This is a genomic window from Algoriphagus sp. TR-M9 (genome assembly GCF_027594545.1).
Lineage (GTDB): Bacteria > Bacteroidota > Bacteroidia > Cytophagales > Cyclobacteriaceae > Algoriphagus > Algoriphagus halophytocola.
The window spans coordinates 3,312,361-3,331,480 of sequence record NZ_CP115160.1; the positions used below are offsets into that span (position 1 = coordinate 3,312,361).

A 19,120-nucleotide genomic window follows, 5' to 3' on the forward strand; every position below is an offset into this window, starting at 1 on the left:
GGTTATATTTTTTGGGTCAGGCGTTCTTTAGGTATACTGACTAAAAATAAGAAACCTAAACCTACCAAGAAAAACAATCCCAAAGAAAGCGCAGAGTTTCGCATATCCCCGGTGATTTGCTCAATCATCCCATAGGAGAAGGTACCCAAGACTATGGCCATTTTTTCGGTAACATCATAAAAACTAAAATAGGAAGCGTGGTCCGTAGTCTTACTAGGAATTAATTTGGAAAACGTAGAACGAGAAAGAGACTGAATTCCTCCCATCACTAGGCCTACTACAAATGCCAGGGCAAAGAATTCATTGGCTGTGTACACATAATAAGCACCGGCACATACTCCCACCCAGATCAACACCATGATGATCAGGCTCATCTTATTCCCAAATTTACCAGATAGAAATGCAAAGAAGTAGCTTCCTGCTATGGCCACTACCTGTATGATCAAGATGGTCAGAATCAATTGATCTCCTGGCAATCCCAATTCCTTATCTCCAAAAGTAGCAGCCAGGTACATGACCGTCTGCACCCCCATAGAATAAAAAAAGAAGGACAATAAAAATCTAGACATCACCTTGATCTCCTTTACTTCCAGCCAAACTTTCCTCAACTCCTGATACCCTTTCAGGAAGAACTCCCTTTTCAAATCTTTACCAAATGGATTCTGTGGTAAAACCCGGAAAGTAATTTGGGAAAATCCAATCCACCATACACCTGTAATCAAAAAGGAAAGCCTGGCAGCCATTCCATCATCAGCTAGAAAAAACCAGGATGGAAACTGGATCATCAGCAGATTCACTATCAAAAGAATCACACTACCCACATATCCCAGAGCAAAACCTTTGGCACTTAATAAATCATATTTATCTGGAGTAGTTATTTCCGGTAGGTAGGCATTGTAAAAAACTATACTTCCTGCATAGCCCACACTGGCCAAAACACTGGCAAGAATGCCCCATTCCAAATTTGATCCATCGAAAAAGAATAAGCCCATGCAGGACAGGGAACCCAAGTAAGCAAAAAACTTCATGAACTGTAGTTTCTTGCCACTGGCATCAGCTATACCGGAAAGAATGGGCGACATAAAGGCAATCACCAGAAAGGAGAAAGAAATAGAATAGGAATACAAAACCGTATTGACCACCTGATACCCAAAAAAATCCACTTTATCCTCAGGATGTAGGCCTTTGGTCACGCTGTTGTAATAAACAGGGAAAATAGTAGAGGTGATGACCAGACTATATACTGAGTTGGCCCAATCGTACATAGCCCAGGCATTATGTACTTTTTTTGTGTTTTGAATCGAAGAAAGCATGTCAAATAAAAAAAGCTACCCTGAATTCAGGATAGCTTTGATATTGTAAATAAGAATATATTATTTCTGTACTTTTCCTATAGATGCATAAAGAACTCGTCTCGCGTCAGCTTCTCTTAGTTCAGACTGAACATCAGATATAGGACCCATTTTCACATCTCTATCCACTTTCATAGAAATAGTGATCAGACCTCGATCTGCTTCTGGAAGCATATCACGCTCCTGGTTTACCCACTGAACGATATCCGAAGTAGCCATTAGGGCATCATTGGCCTGAACTCTAGGCTCTGTACCGTAAGTAGCTGTATCCTTTGGCTTTCCTATGAAAATGTAAGAAATCAAGGTTTTCTTCTGAAGTTTCTGAAGCTGGGTAGCCGCAGGGATCTTCTGTTCAACCAATATTTCCTGTTCTCTCAACACGGTAGTTACCATGAAGAAGAAGAGTAGCATAAAGATAATATCCGGCAACGCTGAGGTGGGGATATTCTCCGATACTTTTTGTTTCTTTCCAAACTTTGCCATATCAACTACCTATTTTATCAGGTTCTGCAATTGAAATCGCCATAGGGATTCCTTCTTTTCCTCGATCTTGAAGACTTACTTCTGCGTCATCTTTACCAGACAGAGCTCTATACTCGTCTGTAGTTAGGTTGACACGCTCAGCATAGATATCGAAGTAGGCTTTCTTTGCCAAATCGAATACTTCAAGATACTTTTCGTAGCTAGTACCACGGTTAGTCTTGATAGAAACTACTGCTTCTCCTGGATGATCCGAGGATTCCGGATCTCTTTTAGCCAAAGCCTTTAGAGATGACGGCAAGCCATTGTATAGGGCTGTAGCCTCTTCATTAGGAGCACCGAAGTTCAAAATAAACGCCTTCACATCCTCATCTAGTCCTTCAGAATTATCTCTGAACTCATCTTCCACCAAAAGCTGATCGTTTGCATTGATCAGAATGTTAAAGATATTTCTAGCGTTCAGGTCAATCTCCGGAGGAGGATTGTTCGGGTCTAGCTTCGGAGGAAGGATATTTAAAATACCCTTATCCGATGCGATCGTAGTGGTGACGAGAAAGAAGATCAGCAGCAGGAAAGCAATATCTGCCATAGAGCCTGCATTGACCTCCGTACTCATTCTATTTTTCTTTCTGGCCATATTACTTTATCGCTTTATTCAATTCTGTAAATACAATGCTAACTAAAGCAAAGATTGCAAGAATGTATGTGGTGATAAGCATTCCGCCAACTAGCTGAGATCCGGCAGGAGTCAGGTTGAAAGGGTCTGCTTCGAATTTCGGAAGTACTTCATTGCTGGAGATAGAGTATGCAATAAAGAACAATATTACTATCCCGACGATCCCTACAACGGTTTTCAGTAAGCTTTTTGGGTTATCCAATGACTTGATTAAAGGCATTAGAATCGCCACAACTGCTCCTAGACCGATCAGGACGTAACTTCCGTATAATAAGATGTCATAAGTATCCATAATGTAGCTTTTCTTTGGGGTTAACTAGTTTATTTAAGTTTCAACAAATCTGACGGATTACTTACCAGTCAATTTGTGCTTAACCAAGATGTCAACCAAAGAGATGGAAGCATCTTCCATATCGTTAACCAAAGAATCGATTTTAGCTACACAGTAGTTGTAGAACAACTGAAGGATAATCGCTACGATCAAACCAGCTACAGTGGTCAAAAGGGCGATTTTAATACCACCTGCTACTAGGGATGGAGAGATATCACCAGCTGCTTCGATAGAGTCGAATGCACCAATCATACCGATTACCGTACCCATGAAACCCAACATTGGAGCAAGTGAAATGAATAGGGAGATCCATACTAGACCTTTTTCCAATCTACCCATTTCTACAGATCCGTAGGCAATGATAGATTTTTCCACCATTTCGATACCCTCAGAGTATCTCATCAAACCTTGAGTAAAGATAGAAGCTACTGGGCCTTTTGTGCTTTTAGTAACATCCTTAGCGGCTTCAACTCCGCCAGACGCCAATGCATCTTCTACTTTGATCAATAATTTTTTGGTGTTTGTAGTAGCCAAGTTCAATGTGATGATTCTTTCCAATGCTACTGCTAGACCCAAGATCAAACAGATCAATACCGGAGTCATGTAGATTGGATCACCTTCAATAAACTTCTCTTTTACTACTTGGTGGAAGCTTTGCTCCTCTGCGACGATCTCATCATCTACAATGGCGGGAGATGCAGCAGGCTCAACTGCTACTGGGGTTGTTTCTTCTTGTGCTGCAGAATCTGCCTCTTGTGCGTTAGTGATAACAGGAGCGAAAAGGATGCCTGCGAGCATGAACAAAGCGATTAACTTTCTCATAATGTGATTTTTAAATAGACTTTTGATAAAGGTTAAATGGTTTCTACACTAAAATCGAGTTTTAAAGTTATCATTTTTTAAATTCAAAAAACAATGGACTCTTTTAGATTTTTGTGAAAAATCAGGCTTAATTCTCAAGATTAAACAAGTTTTTACACAAGCGGACGTTATTCCTTTTACTCGAATCAAGTCCTAAATCTTCCAAACTCGCCGGTAAGGTTCTTATTTTTTCGCAGAATCAAAAATAAAATCTGATCAGAGAAGGAACCTTTTTTGTAAAATCTCAGAATTACCTGATTAATTGGATTTTAAATCTACGCCTAATTTCGCTATTCTTCTCTAAAGTCGCACTTTTAGTACATAACCGAAAGTTTTCACTGTTAAATTGCTTTAATTCTGGAATTAAATCCCAAAGCATTTCTATAGGCTTTTGATACCGCACCTATCATCGCTCAGAAAAAACGCTTTTGCTTCCCTGCTTCAATCAGAATACCACCCTGAAGTTATTTTTCAACTTCCATTGGTACTTTGTCTAAAAACAGGTAAGCACGGGATGGAATATCCATAGTCTTAGTATTTCTTATTTGATTATTGGCGCATTTACCTTTTTTGCTTATGCTATTTGTTTGGTTAATTATCCATGTCATCAGCTTAGTAAGCTCAGCTGAAAAACCCGATGTGAAAATCATCAGTTCGGGATTTATCTACGAATCTGCTCCATTTCCAGAGTGCCATGCCTCCACGCTGGTGCAAACAGACCGGGGAATTTTGGCCTCTTGGTTTGGAGGCACCCACGAAAGACATCCGGATGTAAGTATTTATACCGCTCTATTATCCCAGGGAAAATGGAGCAGCCCGGTCAAGGTGGCAGATGGAGTGGTCAATAATGACCTGAGGTATCCCACTTGGAATCCTGTACTGTACAAAAAAGATGATGGGACAATCATATTGTATTATAAAGTGGGCCCTACCCCCAGGGACTGGTGGGGAGTCTATAAAACCTCCCATGACCAGGGTAAAACCTGGTCAAAAGAAATAAAAATCCCAGATGGGCTTTTGGGCCCGATCAAAAACAAACCGGTTCGACTGGCCGACGGCAGTATTTTTAGCCCAAGCAGCATAGAAACCAATGACAAATGGACCATCCATGCAGAGACCAGCACGCAAAACCTAACAGACTGGAAAAAAATCCCGATTGAAAACGGCTCATTTAACGCCATACAACCCACAGTACTGCATCATCCAAATGGAAAACTACAAATGCTCTGCCGTACTCAAGAAGGAAAAATAGGTGTTACCTGGTCAGAGGATCAGGGTAAATCCTGGAGCCCTGTAGTGGCCAGCAATCTGGTGAACAACAATTCAGGGATCGACGGAGTCACGCTGAACAATGGCTATCACCTACTCGTGTGCAATCCGATCAAAAAAGGGCGTAACAAACTGGTGCTGCTGGGCTCCGAAGATGGGATTAACTGGGAAGAACTTATTGTACTTGAAGACGAAAAAAAAGGTGAATTCAGCTATCCTGCCATTATTCAAGCTGCTGACGAAACAGTTCATATTTCTTATACTTATAATCGAGTTAAGGTAAAACATGTAGCCTTAGCAATCTGACACAACCATTCAAACCCTTACTAATGAATCTCAGCAAACCACTTCAGGGCATTATCCCTCCTTTAATTACACCGCTTCATGAGGACTTCACGCTGGATTACCCGAGCTTCTTTAATATTCTGGAACATACCGTAGCAGGTGGAGTTCATGGGGTTTTTATCCTGGGCACCACCGGAGAATTTTCAAGTTTGAGTACAGAGGTGAAAAACGAAGTAATCTCCCTTACCTGCGGCAAAATCAACAAGCGCATTCCGGTTCTGGTAGGAATTACAGATTGCTCTTTTAACCAAAGTCTAAGTTATGCCGCCAAAGCAGCAGATTGCGGGGCCCAGGCGGTAGTAGCTGCACCTCCTTTTTATATGCGATTGGATCAGGTAGAGTTGATCAACTATTATGAGAAGCTGGCAGATCAGGTTGAGCTACCCTTAATGCTATATAATATCCCCTCCCACGCCCGGATCAGCATTGCCCCAGAAAGTGTAAAGATCCTTTCCGAACATCCAAATATTATCGGCATCAAAGACAGTTCTAATGATTTGGAATATTTCAATCGCTTATGCAGGATTTTTGAGGATACTAATGAATTTTCTTTGCTGATAGGCCCTGAAGAGAAAATGGTTGAAAGCATAAACATGGGGGGCCACGGCTGTGTCGCCGGTGGGGCTAATCTTTTCCCAAAACTCTATGTTAAATTATACGAGGCCATCAAAAAAACTGATTCCGAAGCAATCGAGACATTACAGGCGAATGTACTTTTCCTAAGTCAAAATCTGTACAGTCATGTCGATTATCAATCCGCCTACCTAAAAGGTCTGAAAGCGGCCATGTCCTTTGAGGGGCATTGCAAAGGTATTTTGGCACTACCGCTTTATGCCTACTCAGAAGGTGAAAAAGCTACGCTTAAGAAAAAATATGAAGTCGTGGAGGCTAGAGTCAACTCCTACTTAAAGGAGAAAAAACTTTAACCAATGGATCTTCCAGTTCTCGATTTAGTCATATTCCTTTTATACATGCTGGCCATAGTGGGGTTTGGGGTTTCATTTTCCTTTCGGAAGAGATCGGTTGCAGACTATACCCGAGGCGGAGGTAAAATCCCTTCTTGGGCCATTGGGATGTCGATCTTTGCAACTTTCGTCAGTAGCATCAGTTTCTTGGCTCTTCCGGGCAATGCCTACCTGAGTAATTGGAACGGCTTCGTCTTCAGTCTCTCCATCCCTCTTGCAGCTCTGGTTGCTGTCCGGTTTTTTGTCCCACTTTACCGCAGACTCAATAGCGAATCTGCGTATTTCTATTTGGAAGAGCGGTTTGGGCCTTGGGCCAGGACCTATGCTTCTGCTTGCTATCTTTTCACACAACTCGCCCGAATGGGTGCGATCATGTACCTGCTTGCTTTGCCGATGAATGCGCTTTTCGGCTGGAGCATTTCTTTGATTATTATAGTCACTGGGATCAGTGTCATGATCTATGCCATGCTAGGCGGAATAGAAGCAGTGATCTGGACAGATGCTATTCAGGGAATAGTGCTGATCGGCGGTGCTTTGGCCTGTCTGGGTGTGCTTGTTTTCTCGATGCCCGGGGGATTGGGTCAGATCGTAGAAATAGCCTACCAAGATGACAAACTCGGCTTGGGGAGTTTCGATTTAGATTTTACCACATCCACCTTTTGGATGATTTTGGTTTATGGGCTTTTCATCAATCTGCAAAACTTCGGTGTGGATCAAAGTTATGTGCAGCGCTACCTCAGTGCAAAAACGGAAAGAGAAGCCATCAAATCCACCTGGCTAGGAAGCATGCTTTATATCCCGGTATCACTGCTTTTCTTCATGATAGGCACAGCCTTGTACGCCTACTACCAAGTGCATCCAGAACTACTGCCAAGCGAGCTTCAAGCCATCAATAGCGCAGATAAAATTTTCCCATATTTCATAGTCACTGGCTTACCAAGCGGGATCACCGGACTCCTGATCGCGGCTATTTTTGCAGCGGGCATGAGTACTGTATCCACCAGTGTGAATAGCTCAGCAACAGTCCTACTCTCTGATCATTATAAAAAATACATCAACAAATCGCCTTCGGCAAAGCAAGAGATGAATGTACTTTTAGTTTCATCTTTGTTTACGGGACTGATGAGCATAGCTGTAGGGCTGGCATTCAATGGGGTGGCAAGTGCACTGGATGCCTGGTGGGCTTTAGCATCTATATTTTCCGGTGGTATTTTAGGCTTGTTCCTTTTAGGCTTTATCGTGAAGAGCACCAGGAGCAAACAGGCTTCAATTTCGGTCTTTGTAGGGGTAATACTAATCGCATGGATGAGTTTGGGCTCATATATTTTTGCTGCTGACTCTCCCCTCATCAACCCGCTTCATACCAATATGACTATTGTACTTGGGACATTAGCTATTTTTATCACCGGTTTTTTATTGACTGTCCTGGTCAAGGATCCTTCAAAAACGAAACCATAAAAACAACTTGAATGACACCCTAAATAGAAAAGGCTGTCTCAAAAGTATCGCTTGGCACATTATGCGAAATCAAAATGTAGCCTAAAATACAGGAAAAGGCCTCGTACTCCGCCCCTGCAGATACTGAGAAACCTTTTGGACCAGCCTCAATATTTTTTCCGTCCATCACAAGTTGATGTACTTTCCTAATTCTTCACTTTAAATTAACTCCATCGATAGATATTAATCCCTAATTTGGGAGACATTAAACCTCAAAGCATACAGTTATGAAACAACCCAAGAAGCCAAGCTCGGATCAGTCACGCCGGGATTTTATCAAAAATGCTGCAATAGCATCCTCCTTTATGATTGTTCCGAGGAATGTGCTGGGCGGCGTTGGTTTTATCTCCCCAAGTGACCAGTTGAATCTAGCGGCAATTGGTGCCGGTGGCAAAGGCGCCAGCGATATTAGAAATGCATCAGTCAAAGGCAGAGAGCGCGTAGTAGCACTCTGTGATGTGGATTTTTCTGGCTCTGCCAAAGCTTCCGTAGAAGCTTTCCCGAAGGCAAAATTATATGCAGACTATCGGGAAATGCTGGACAAAGAGACGGACATTGACGCATTGACCATTTCCACTCCGGATCACGTCCATGGTCCAGCTGCCAAATATGCCATGGATCGCGGTAAGCACGTCTATGTGCAAAAACCCATGACCCACAATATCAAAGAAGCCAGAATGCTGACTGAATTGGCTAGAAGCCAAAAGGTAGTCACTCAGATGGGCAACCAAGGCGGCTCCAATGACTTGCTCAATATGGTGCAAAAATGGATCGACGATGATAAAATCGGGAAAATACACAAGGTAGAAGTCTGGACCAATCGGCCGGTTTGGCCACAGGGCGGCGCCTTTCCTTCACCAAAACCGAGCGCTAAACCTGAAGCCTTGGACTGGGATCTTTGGCTGGGCCCATCTCCGGAAATCCCATATACCCCAGGACTTCATCCTTTCAGCTGGAGAGGCTGGTGGAACTATGGCACAGGGGCACTGGGCGATGTAGGATGCCACCTGATTGATATTCCTTTCCGAACGCTGGGACTACACTATCCCAAAGACGCTGAATGCAGTGTAGGCTCCGTTTACAGCGGCATGTGGACTCCAGACTATCATCCTGATGGATGTCCTGCCTCATCGTTTATCACCCTGCATTTTGATGAGACTGCCAAAAGCAAATCTCCTATAGAAATGACCTGGATGGACGGTGGCATCAAACCTGCGCACCCGGATATCATTCCGGCAGACCAGGAAATAGGCGGCGGTGCTAACGGCGTTTTGATCATTGGTGAAAAAGGAATCATCTCTACCAACATCAATGACTCCTCTCCGCTGATGCCAAAGCTTTACCTTAATGACGGCACCACAGAATTCGGACCAGAGACTGAACCAAACATAGAACCAGAATATGGGCACCAAAGAAAATGGGTGGATGCTTGTAAAGCAGGATTTGGAAGCCAAGAGCATAAAGGCCTCACCTCCTCTTTCGACTATGCTGGGCCAATGACTGAAACCGTACTAATGGGTAACCTGGCCATCCGAAGCTACCTGCTCAGAAGAGAAAATAGCAAAGGGCAACCTGAATTTTACGGACGTAAAAAATTACTTTGGGATGGTGACAATCTCCGGATCACCAACCTGGAAGATGCCAATCAATTTGTAGGAAGAACCTACAGAGAAGGTTTCGGGATGTAATTCCCCGGCACAAAAACCCCAAAGCGGCAGCCTGATTAAGTTGCCGCTTTTTAGTTTTTAGCCAAAAAACATCTGTCTGGTAAACTTTTCAATTATTTCATTTAGACAAATTATTGTTAAATTAAGCTAGTATTGAATTATTAGCGCAGCTCCAAAACTTTTCAGTCATGCTCAAAAAAATAGGATTAGCTCTTTTAGTCGTCCTCATTGCTATTCAGTTTATCCCTTATGAGACCAATGAAAGCAATGACAACCAACATCACATTTCCCAAAGTTATGACATGCCCGATAACATCAGCGTACTGCTGGACAATGCATGCTATAACTGCCACAGCAACAAAAGCGAGTATCCATGGTATGCACATCTGGAACCCATAGGGCTCTGGCTGAATAGTCACATCACGGATGGCAAAAGAAGCTTGAATTTTTCTGAATTCACCAATAGACCCTTAGCCTATCAAAACCACAAACTGGATGAAACCATTGAACTGGTAGAAAGTAAAGAAATGCCACTGGAGTCTTATACCTATTTCGGGCTACATCCGGAAGGCGACCTTACGGAGAGCCAAAGAAATGAGATCATCGAATGGGCAAAAGCACAGATGGACTACCTCAAAGCCACTTATCCGGCAGACAGTCTAGTAATGAAAAGGAGGGGACCGCCGCCAGGACAGTAAAAGCTCTCCGATTTTTTCAATTCTACATGGGATTACTTTCGTGCATATCCGCTATTTTTAGCAGATGAGCAAAATCCAAGATAACGAAGTTCGATGGGGAATTTTAGGAGTAGGCAATGTCTGCGAAGTAAAATCCGCCCCGGCCATGAATCTGATCCCCCATAGCAAAATCGAAGCAGTAATGCGCCGCTCGGAAGATAAGGTGAAAGACTATGCTAATCGGCACGGCATATCAAAATGGTACACCTCCGCCAAATCCCTAATCAATGATCCCCAGGTCAACGCAATCTACATTGCCACTCCACCAAAGGCTCATTTGCAGCTCGCCAAAATGTCCGCAAGTGCAGGGAAACCTGTATATGTGGAAAAACCCATGGCCCGCACCCATTCAGAATGCTTGGAAATGATAGATGCCTGTGAGCAGGCTGGTGTACCGTTATATGTCGCTTATTACCGCCGGGAACTTCCACATTTTCTCAAAATCAAAGAATTGATAGATACGGGTGCGCTGGGAGAAATCAGGACCGTCCACATTAACCTCAAGCAAAAACTGGATGCTTCGCTGATCACCAAAGTAGAGACCAACTGGCGCGTAGACCCTGAACTGGCTGGCGGAGGATATTTCTTTGATTTAGCATCACATCAATTGGACTTAATGGATTTTTTCTTTGGGAAAATCACCCATGCCAACGGCTTTTCTTCGAATCAGGCCCATACCTACGAAGCTGAAGACATCGTAACTGGAAGCTTTGTTTTTGAAACCGGTGTACTCGGATCCGGAAACTGGTGCTTCACCACTTCGGAAAAAGCTGAAATCGACGAAACCATCATTTACGGAAGCAAAGCTACAGTTCGATTTGAAACTTTTGGGAAAGGAGAGTTTACCCTGGAATCTGACGGAAAAGGAAAAGAAATATTCTCATTTGACTTACCAAAGCACATCCAGCAGCCTTTGATCAAAACCATAGTTGAGGATCTTTTAGGCTCAGGTTTTTGCAATAGTACAGGAAACAGCGGAGCCAGAGCAAACTGGGTAATGGATCAATTGGTCAAGGAGAGCGTTTGAGTTACTTAATCAAAAACGAATTGCTCAAGTATAGAAAAACATACATTAGCTCACCATTTTCTCAACCTCATTCGAATTTTCTGCTCTTTACATTAGTTTACCCTATCATGCAGCCACATGCTGCTCAAAATGATCATTTTTAAAAATCACGAACAATGGATTTAAAACTAGAGGACAAAAGCGCATTCATCAGTGGCTCCACGGCGGGAATTGGCTTTGCGATAGCAAAAAGATTCCTCAATGAAGGCGCCACAGTAATCATCAACGGCAGGTCGCAGGAAAGCGTGGATCAGGCCATCTCAGCGCTAAAATCAGAAACCGGAAGCGAAAAAGTCTCAGGTATTCCAGCTGATTTCTCCAAATCGGAAGAGGTAGACAGGCTATTGAAAGCCTTACCTGAGGTAGATATATTGATCAATAATGCTGGAATTTTTGAACCAAAAGCATTCGTGGACATCCCCGATGAAGATTGGCTTAGGTTTTTCGAAATCAATGTACTCAGCGGGATAAGGCTGGCCAGACAGTATTTCCCTAAAATGCTAGCGAAAAACTGGGGGAGAATCATCTTCATCTCCAGTGAATCTGGAGTGTTCATCCCAGACGAAATGATCCATTACGGCATGACCAAAACTGCACAGTTAGCTGTGGCCAGAGGTCTGGCAGAACTCACCAAAGGATCTGATGTCACCGTAAATTCAATTTTGCCAGGCCCTACCAAATCCAGAGGTGTGGGCAAATTCATAGAAGACCTGTCTGAGTCCAGTGGAAAGTCTACAAATGCGGTTGAGAAAGAATTCTTCCAGGACATGAGACCTACCAGCCTCATTCAGCGATTTGCCAAAGTGGAAGAGGTTGCCGATACGGTGGTTTACTATTCCAGCCCCTTGGCATCTGCCACCAATGGCGCTTCCATTCGTGTGGAAGGCGGTCTGGTGAAATCCATTATTTAATGACTAAAGCAAAAAAAATAGCTCATGGATATACGGAATGATGCCAGTAACTAATATTACTCTACTTATAACCGGCCAGAAGACCGAAGTGGCCTCAATTCTTAAGTTTAACATACCCTAGGCTGCTTTTGCCTCCTTACTGGCAGAAAAGCAGATATACAGAAAATAGTTGAATACAAAGCCCTGTTTTGAATTTGAAGCAGGGCTTTATTATTAGCCTACCCCCGAAAACTTCAGCAAAAACGAGCTTTCTAGAAAAAAAGTGAATTTTTATTCACCGCTTCAAGTCTTGCTTTTTATCAGCAAAGCCCAGAGTTTTCTTAAAAATAATCTATCTGGCAAAAAGTAGTTAATTTATTTTTTTATATAAGTACATAAGTTTTAAAATATTATTAGGTTATTTTTAATATTTACCGAAACCATTAACCCATTTTTTACCGTAAAAGCAAACAACCAATCATTCATTTTCAGAAAGATAGGATTTTTGGCCTGATTTTGGTTTTAGTATGCATGCATCCTTTTTGACAAAAATTGCATCTACATTAAAAACGATCAAGTCATCAAATCGGTAAAAACCACTAACAGTTATTTAATCACTAAACCCACTTATTATGAAAACTCCAACAGTACCACGATGGATGAAATCCTTGATTATAGGGATCCTTGCCCTAGCATGGTTGAACCCAAATGAAGCCAAAGCCGAATCCCCTTTAGGCGTGTCTTTTCAGGTTTTCTATGACGAATTGATGCCTTATGGCGACTGGGTCAAAGATGCACGATATGGCTACGTATGGCTTCCGGCAGTTTATCAGGACTTCCATCCCTATGGCACCAACGGTCACTGGGTCATGACCAGCTATGGCAACACTTGGGTTTCAGAATATGACTGGGGCTGGGCGACATTCCACTATGGTCGTTGGTATTATGATGAGCACTTCCAAAGCTGGGCTTGGATCCCGGGCTACGAGTGGGGTCCGGCCTGGGTGGACTGGAGAACAGGAGGAGGGTACTACGGATGGGCTCCTATGGGACCGGGCTTTAGCGTTAGTGTCAGAGTCAACATCCCTGCTTTTCATTGGATATTTGTCCCTCAGAGAAGGTTTGTATATCGCAACGTATATTCCTATTGCGTACCAAGAGCCAGAAGAGTAAACATTTACAACAGTACTACCATCATTAACAATACGGTGGTGTACAATAACAATCATTACTATGCCGGTCCATCCCGAAGAGATGTGGAACGCGTGACCAGGAGATCCTATCCGGAGCTGCGGGTGCAAAACAGCCGATCACCAGGAAGAGTGGCTGTTTCCAGAAATACTGTAAATGTATATCGCCCAGACCTTCAAAGCGCAAGAGAAACCAAAGTAGCCGCTAGACCTTCTAGAACCCTGGCTCCAGGTCAGGCTAGAACCAAACCTTCAGTGAGTCCATCCAGAGTGGGAACACGATCGGAGTCTGTATCTGAAAGATCAGCGAGTACTCCGGCCAGATCTTCTAGATCTGTAGAAAGTCCATCATCGCCATCGAGAAAATCAAGCTCAACAAGCAGACCGAGCTCAACAAGCCCCTCTAGAAGTGGTTTCGAAACCAAGCCTTATTCCGGCTCTCAGACCAGAAGCGCCACACCTAGTCGGCAAAACCAAGCTCCTGCTTCCAGAAATTCCGAAACTAGACCGAGCAGACCATCGGCTCAGTCTAGTCCAAGCAATAGAACTACAGAAACTAGATCTACTCCTGCCAGAACTCAAAGTTCCAGTCCCAGAACCTCTACACGTAGCCAATCTGCTCCTAAGCAGAAAGCTGCTCCTGCCAGAAGCCAATCCACTCCAAACAGAATAAAAAGTAGCCCCAGCAGAACTAGCACGAAGAGCACCCCGGCCAGATCTTCATCTTCTAGCAAGAGCTCAAGGTCATCCTCCAGTAGCTCTTCCTCTACAGGAAGCAGTAGATCCAGAGGCAACACAATCTGATTTCAAACCTTAACAAGAAAGCATAGCCAACCGGTTATGCTTTTTTTGTTTGAGGAGGCGAGTATCTAAGCCCTTAGTTTCGCCAAATAATATTCCGCATCATTCTTTTTGTCTATCTTTGCCACTTGTTTTCATACCTAGCGAACAGGTTCGCGCAAATCAAAATCCATTGAAACATTACTTCAACCTATTCGATTTTAGCCAAAAAGTAGATTATAAAACAGAAGTCTTATCCGGGCTTACCGTAGCTATGGCTTTGATTCCAGAGGCTGTTGCCTTTGCATTTATTGCGGGGTTATCTCCCCTCACTGGTCTTTATGCCGCTTTCATGATGGGGCTAGTCACTTCCATATTGGGTGGTAGACCGGGAATGATCTCAGGAGCCACCGGCGCAGTAGCAGTAGTGATTGTCAGTTTGGCTGCTACGCATGGGGTAGAATATGTTTTTGCAGCGGTAGTCCTAGCAGGCATTTTACAGGTTACAGCTGGTGCTTTAAAACTAGGAAAACTGATGCGCTTAGTGCCTCATCCCGTGATTTTTGGTTTTGTAAATGGGCTGGCTATTATCATCTTCATGTCCCAATTGGACCAATTTAAAGATGCTAATGGAAACTGGCTTACCGGCAACACCATGTACATTTTGATGGGCTTAGTGCTGTTGACTATGCTGATCATTTGGGGTTTACCAAAGCTCACGAAAGCCATTCCTTCTTCTTTGACTGCAATTCTGGTAGTTTTCGGAGTAGTGTCTTTGCTAAACTTAGACACCAAAACCGTGGGCGACATGGCCAGCATTCAGGGCGGATTCCCTCCTTTTCACCTTCCTGCAGTTCCACTGACTTTCGAAACCTTACAAATCATTTTCCCTTATGCGGCCATTGTCGCAGGTGTTGGATTAATAGAGAGTTTGCTGACGCTGAATATCATTGATGAAATCACCGAAACCCGAGGCCGTGGCAACAAGGAAGCGGTGGCCCAGGGTATTGCCAATATGCTTTCTGGCGTATTTTCCGGAATGGGCGGTTGTGCTATGATAGGTCAAAGTTTGATTAATATTTCCTCAGGGGCACGAGCCAGATTGTCTGGGATTGTGGCCTCTGTCATGCTTTTGGTCTTTATTATGTTTGGTTCTAGCCTGATCGAGCAAGTACCAATGGCAGCACTCACGGGGCTGATGATTATGGTTTCTATAGGAACTTTTGAATGGGCCAGTCTTCGCACTTTTACCAAAATGCCTAAATCAGATGTTTTTCTGATGGTTTTGGTAACCTTGATAACCGCCTTCCTTCACAATCTTGCTCTGGCAGTTTTGATAGGTGTGATCCTGGCGGCTTTGTTTTTTGCTTGGGACAATGCCAAAAGAATCCGAGCCAGAAAACGTATTGATGCTGATGGAATAAAGCACTATGAAATGTTTGGCCCGCTGTTTTTTGGCTCAATCTCTGCGTTTAATGAAAAGTTTGATGTACTGAATGACCCAGAAGAGGTAATCATTGATTTTCAAGAAAGCCGAGTGGTGGATATGTCTGCTATAGAAGCTTTAAACAAACTGACTGAACGATACCAAAAAGTAGGAAAAAAAGTACATTTAAAGCACCTCAGCCCTGACTGCAGAAAATTACTGGCAAATGCAGATAAGCTAATCGATGTAAATGTCATAGAGGATCCCACCTATAAACTAGCTGTGGACAAGGTGTGATTTGACATCTCTTTCAAAATAGTCGATCCTTAACAAGGAACTGTCTCAAAAGTATCGGTTGTCGAATTCAGCAAAGTCGAAAGGCAGCCTAATTTACAGGAATTACCCTTCGACTCCGCACAGGAAGGCAACCGATACTTTTGAGACAGTTTTTTTTTAGTTAAAGCCATCGAGTCAGTAATTCAGACTGTGGCTTTCTTAAGCCTGCCTGTTACTTTTAAATTCTTCTCAATTACTCTTCAAGAGCAGAGAAAACCATTTGACGGAACTTCCACCCCGTCTGATCTCCAGTACTTCCCTGAGTTTGCTTCATAATGATACCAATTGTATTGGTCACCGGATCGGCAAAATACTGCGTATTAAAATACCCGCCCCAGTCAAAAGTACCTAGACTTCCTATACCTCCTTTGGCCACTCCATTTTCATCCACGAGACCAAAAGCCAATCCATAATCTTTGCCTCCATTTCCAAGCAAATCCCCTACTTGATTACGCATAATGGCGGCTATGGTGCTTGGGCTGAGTAATCTCTTGCCATTATAGGCACCTCCGTTCAAGTACATTTGAAGAAATTTAGCATAATCCTCAGCAGTGGACGATAGCCCGGCTCCACCTGAAAAGAAGGTTTTTGCCCCTTGCTTTGGGTAATCCGGGTCATAAAATGTCTCCGGAAAAGCCACCCATTTTCCGTCTACCTTGTGGTGAATAGTCACTAGACGCTCTCCCTGACTATCACTCAAGTAAAATCCTGTATCCTTCATCCCTAGTGGTTCAAAGATTCTAGACTTCAGGAACTGATCGAATGGCATTCCCGATATGATCTCTATGAAGTACCCCAGCACATCCAGTCCCTCGCTATAGGTATATTTGGTTCCAGGCTCGTGATGCAGAGGGAGCTTTGCCAGCTTCTTAATGTTATCGCTGATTCGGACTGGCTCTGTGGTAAAAAGGTCCACAATCCCCGCTTTTTGGTAGATCATTTTCATCTGCTCATTACCATCAATCATGCCATACCCTAGCCCAGAGGTGTGAGTGAGCAGATGTCGTATAGTGATTTCACGCGGTGAAGGTCGTGCAGAAAAAGTAGAATCTTGATATCGAAATCCAGTCAAAATCTGAGGATTAGCAAACTCCGGAATATACTTGGATATGGGATCATCTAATTGAAACTTACCTTCCTCCCATAGCATCATCACAGCGGTAGAAGTGATGGCTTTGGTCTGGGATGCGATGCGAAAGATCTGGTCTTTTGCCATTTTTTCCCCAGTAGCCACATCTGCCATTCCCTTGGCCTCGTGATAGACAATTTGACCATCCTTCACCACCAATGCCACCAAGCCAGGCACCTGATTTGAAGTTAAAGCTTCTGCGAGCATTTGGTCTATCCTATGGATTCGCTCTACGGAAATTCCATCGGCAGATTGATTGCCTGCCGGCGTGAGAACTATGCTGGGATTTTGGGCAAAAACTGCTATTCCCACCAAAAAGGCCAGGCAAGCAGTAAACAGAGAAAATTTGATTTTCATAGGTTCTGGGTTTGATTTTAAAAAGGAAGTTAAAAAATCAAGCGTAATATCTACCCGAACCCCAATAAAAAAGCTGGCCGATGAATTCACATCGACCAGCTAGATTTTTTCTATTTAGAAATTCTGCTTATTCCAGTTCGAAGTAATACTCCGTTCCGTCTTGGAACATACCCAAGACTACGATATTTTCATCACCTACTTCCTCCAGGATTTCCAGAAGGTTTTCTACATCGGTAACTTTGATTCTACCTCGCTCGGTAATGATAGATGTAATGATAAAGCCTGGTCTGGCCCCAGAATCACTCCATCTTTCGCCTCCTACGGAGGAGATCAATGCCCCTCCTCCTATTCTTAGCTCCTCTTTCATTGAATCACTCAGGTCTTCGAAGATGACGCCTTGGAATTCATAAGTTTTAGGAATAACCTTTTCCACTATATCTGTATTTCCCGAGAAATTCTTCAGTATAGCAGTGGTTTTTCTAGCTTCTCCATTTCGCAAATATTCCACCTCTACCTCATCTCCAGGTCTTTTTCTAGCTACCATTTCTTGTAGATTGGCCACAGTATTGGTAGTGACACCGTCCACAGCGATGATGATATCCCCTTCTTCTAGTCCGGCTTCTTCTCCTCCACTTCCTTCATTTACACCAGCTACATAAACACCTTGCTCCACTGGAAAATCCTTATCCAGGTACTCTGCCAGTTCCGGTGAAATACTTTGGATTGAGACTCCCAGCAAGCCACGCTGCACAGTTCCATACATCATCAGGTCATCCATTACTTTTTTGACCAAAGTACTCGGTACCGCAAATGAATAACCACTATATGAGCCAGTACGGGATGCAATGGCAGTATTAATACCTATTAATTCTCCGGCAAGGTTCACCAAAGCGCCACCGGAATTACCCGGATTGACCACAGCATCTGTCTGCAGAAAGGATTCTACGGACAAGTTGTTTTCCACCTCTCTTAATATCCCAATATTTCTAGCTTTAGCAGAAATAATCCCTGCTGTTACGGTTGAGTTTAGGTTGAATGGATTCCCTACAGCCAGCACCCATTCTCCGATGCGGGTTTTGTCAGAATCACCAAATTTCACGAAAGGCAAGCCTTCAGCATCTATCTTAAGCAATGCCAAATCGGTAGTAGGATCTGTTCCTATCACCTTGGCTACATAGCGCTTATTGTTTTCCAAAGATATATCCACTTTGGTCGCATCTTCTACCACGTGGTTATTGGTAACAATGTAACCATCTGGCGAGATAATCACACCCGAACCTGAGCTCACAGCACGTGGAGACTGCCTGCCTCCCTGCCCTCTTTGCTGAGGGGGAATACCAAAGAACTCTTCGAAAGGATTAGTCCGGCCTCGAGAAGGGGCAGAATAAGAGATTTCACTTTGAATGTACACTACCGCAGGGGTGACCAGTTCTGCAGAAGCCACAAAATTGATCCCATCCGGGACCGTAAATTCATCGTCGGAAAGCAAGTTGACAAAACTGGCATTTTGCTTTTCGTCAAAGCTAGTGGCATTTTTGGGCTGAATGAGAAAGCTAACGCCTGCCAAAGCGACAATACCTCCAATAATCGAGGCAAGTAGCAGTCCCAGAAAGAATTGTTTTTTGCTCATATTTCCTCCTAATTAAATTTTATTTATTTACGCCATGCATATCCCAAATATTACACCTGAAAAAATACGTCATAAGCCAAATTAACATGAATTAACCGAATTTCGCAGTGTTTAAGTATTTAACCTTACTCCTCAG

16 protein-coding genes are annotated in these 19,120 nt (G+C 43.4%); 9 read left to right on the forward strand and 7 right to left on the reverse strand.

The annotated features are described in order from the left end of the window. Nucleotides 1-2: 2 nt before the first annotated feature. The 5 genes from PBT90_RS13795 to PBT90_RS13815 are packed head-to-tail and all read right to left on the reverse strand — an operon-like array spanning nt 3 to nt 3,661. A complete protein-coding gene (locus PBT90_RS13795) occupies nt 3-1,313 on the reverse strand; it encodes an MFS transporter (protein WP_264811173.1) in 1,311 nt (436 codons plus the stop codon). Between the two features lie 60 nt (nt 1,314-1,373). Next, on the reverse strand, nt 1,374-1,835 hold the full coding sequence (locus PBT90_RS13800; protein ID WP_264811174.1) for an ExbD/TolR family protein: 462 nt from the start codon (nt 1,833-1,835) through the stop codon (nt 1,374-1,376). 1 nt (nt 1,836) lies between these two features. Further along, complete coding sequence (locus tag PBT90_RS13805) at nt 1,837-2,469, reverse strand: ExbD/TolR family protein (RefSeq protein WP_264811175.1); 633 nt, start codon at nt 2,467-2,469, stop codon at nt 1,837-1,839. A gap of 1 nt (nt 2,470) precedes the next feature. Further along, nucleotides 2,471-2,800, reverse strand: coding sequence for a hypothetical protein (locus PBT90_RS13810; protein ID WP_264811176.1), 330 nt, complete (start codon nt 2,798-2,800; stop codon nt 2,471-2,473). A gap of 57 nt (nt 2,801-2,857) precedes the next feature. Then, nucleotides 2,858-3,661 (reverse strand): MotA/TolQ/ExbB proton channel family protein, encoded by an 804-nt coding sequence (locus PBT90_RS13815; RefSeq protein ID WP_264811177.1) that lies wholly within the window; start codon nt 3,659-3,661, stop codon nt 2,858-2,860. A gap of 615 nt (nt 3,662-4,276) precedes the next feature. Between PBT90_RS13815 and PBT90_RS13820 the strand changes: the two genes are divergently transcribed. From PBT90_RS13820 to PBT90_RS13860, 9 genes are all read left to right on the forward strand, one after another. Next, the gene (locus PBT90_RS13820) at nt 4,277-5,275 is read left to right on the forward strand and encodes a sialidase family protein (RefSeq protein ID WP_270129748.1); all 999 of its coding nucleotides are present in this window, start codon (nt 4,277-4,279) and stop codon (nt 5,273-5,275) included. 23 nt (nt 5,276-5,298) lie between these two features. Next, nucleotides 5,299-6,240, forward strand: coding sequence for a dihydrodipicolinate synthase family protein (locus PBT90_RS13825; protein ID WP_270129749.1), 942 nt, complete (start codon nt 5,299-5,301; stop codon nt 6,238-6,240). Between the two features lie 3 nt (nt 6,241-6,243). Continuing rightward, nucleotides 6,244-7,737 carry a sodium:solute symporter gene (locus PBT90_RS13830; RefSeq protein ID WP_270129750.1) on the forward strand — a complete coding sequence of 498 codons (1,494 nt, stop codon included), beginning with the start codon at nt 6,244-6,246 and terminating at the stop codon, nt 7,735-7,737. Nucleotides 7,738-8,003: 266 nt separating this feature from the next. Next, a complete protein-coding gene (locus tag PBT90_RS13835; protein ID WP_270129751.1) occupies nt 8,004-9,464 on the forward strand; it encodes a Gfo/Idh/MocA family protein in 1,461 nt (486 codons plus the stop codon). Between the two features lie 167 nt (nt 9,465-9,631). Continuing rightward, on the forward strand, nt 9,632-10,141 hold the full coding sequence (locus PBT90_RS13840; protein WP_264811182.1) for a heme-binding domain-containing protein: 510 nt from the start codon (nt 9,632-9,634) through the stop codon (nt 10,139-10,141). 64 nt (nt 10,142-10,205) lie between these two features. After that, nucleotides 10,206-11,207: a Gfo/Idh/MocA family protein gene (locus PBT90_RS13845; RefSeq protein WP_264811183.1), complete on the forward strand. Its 1,002-nt coding sequence runs from the start codon at nt 10,206-10,208 to the stop codon at nt 11,205-11,207. 155 nt (nt 11,208-11,362) lie between these two features. Further along, nucleotides 11,363-12,157, forward strand: coding sequence for an SDR family NAD(P)-dependent oxidoreductase (locus PBT90_RS13850; protein ID WP_264811184.1), 795 nt, complete (start codon nt 11,363-11,365; stop codon nt 12,155-12,157). Between the two features lie 611 nt (nt 12,158-12,768). Further along, nucleotides 12,769-14,130 (forward strand): DUF6600 domain-containing protein, encoded by a 1,362-nt coding sequence (locus PBT90_RS13855; RefSeq protein WP_264811185.1) that lies wholly within the window; start codon nt 12,769-12,771, stop codon nt 14,128-14,130. Nucleotides 14,131-14,299: 169 nt separating this feature from the next. Next, nucleotides 14,300-15,829, forward strand: coding sequence for a SulP family inorganic anion transporter (locus PBT90_RS13860; RefSeq protein ID WP_264811186.1), 1,530 nt, complete (start codon nt 14,300-14,302; stop codon nt 15,827-15,829). Between the two features lie 232 nt (nt 15,830-16,061). Here the strand turns inward: PBT90_RS13860 and PBT90_RS13865 are convergent, their stop codons facing one another. Both PBT90_RS13865 and PBT90_RS13870 read right to left on the reverse strand, forming a co-directional pair. Beyond that, the gene (locus tag PBT90_RS13865; protein WP_264811187.1) at nt 16,062-17,354 is read right to left on the reverse strand and encodes a serine hydrolase domain-containing protein; all 1,293 of its coding nucleotides are present in this window, start codon (nt 17,352-17,354) and stop codon (nt 16,062-16,064) included. Nucleotides 17,355-17,481: 127 nt separating this feature from the next. After that, complete coding sequence (locus PBT90_RS13870) at nt 17,482-18,984, reverse strand: trypsin-like peptidase domain-containing protein (RefSeq protein WP_264811188.1); 1,503 nt, start codon at nt 18,982-18,984, stop codon at nt 17,482-17,484. Nucleotides 18,985-19,120: the final 136 nt, after the last annotated feature.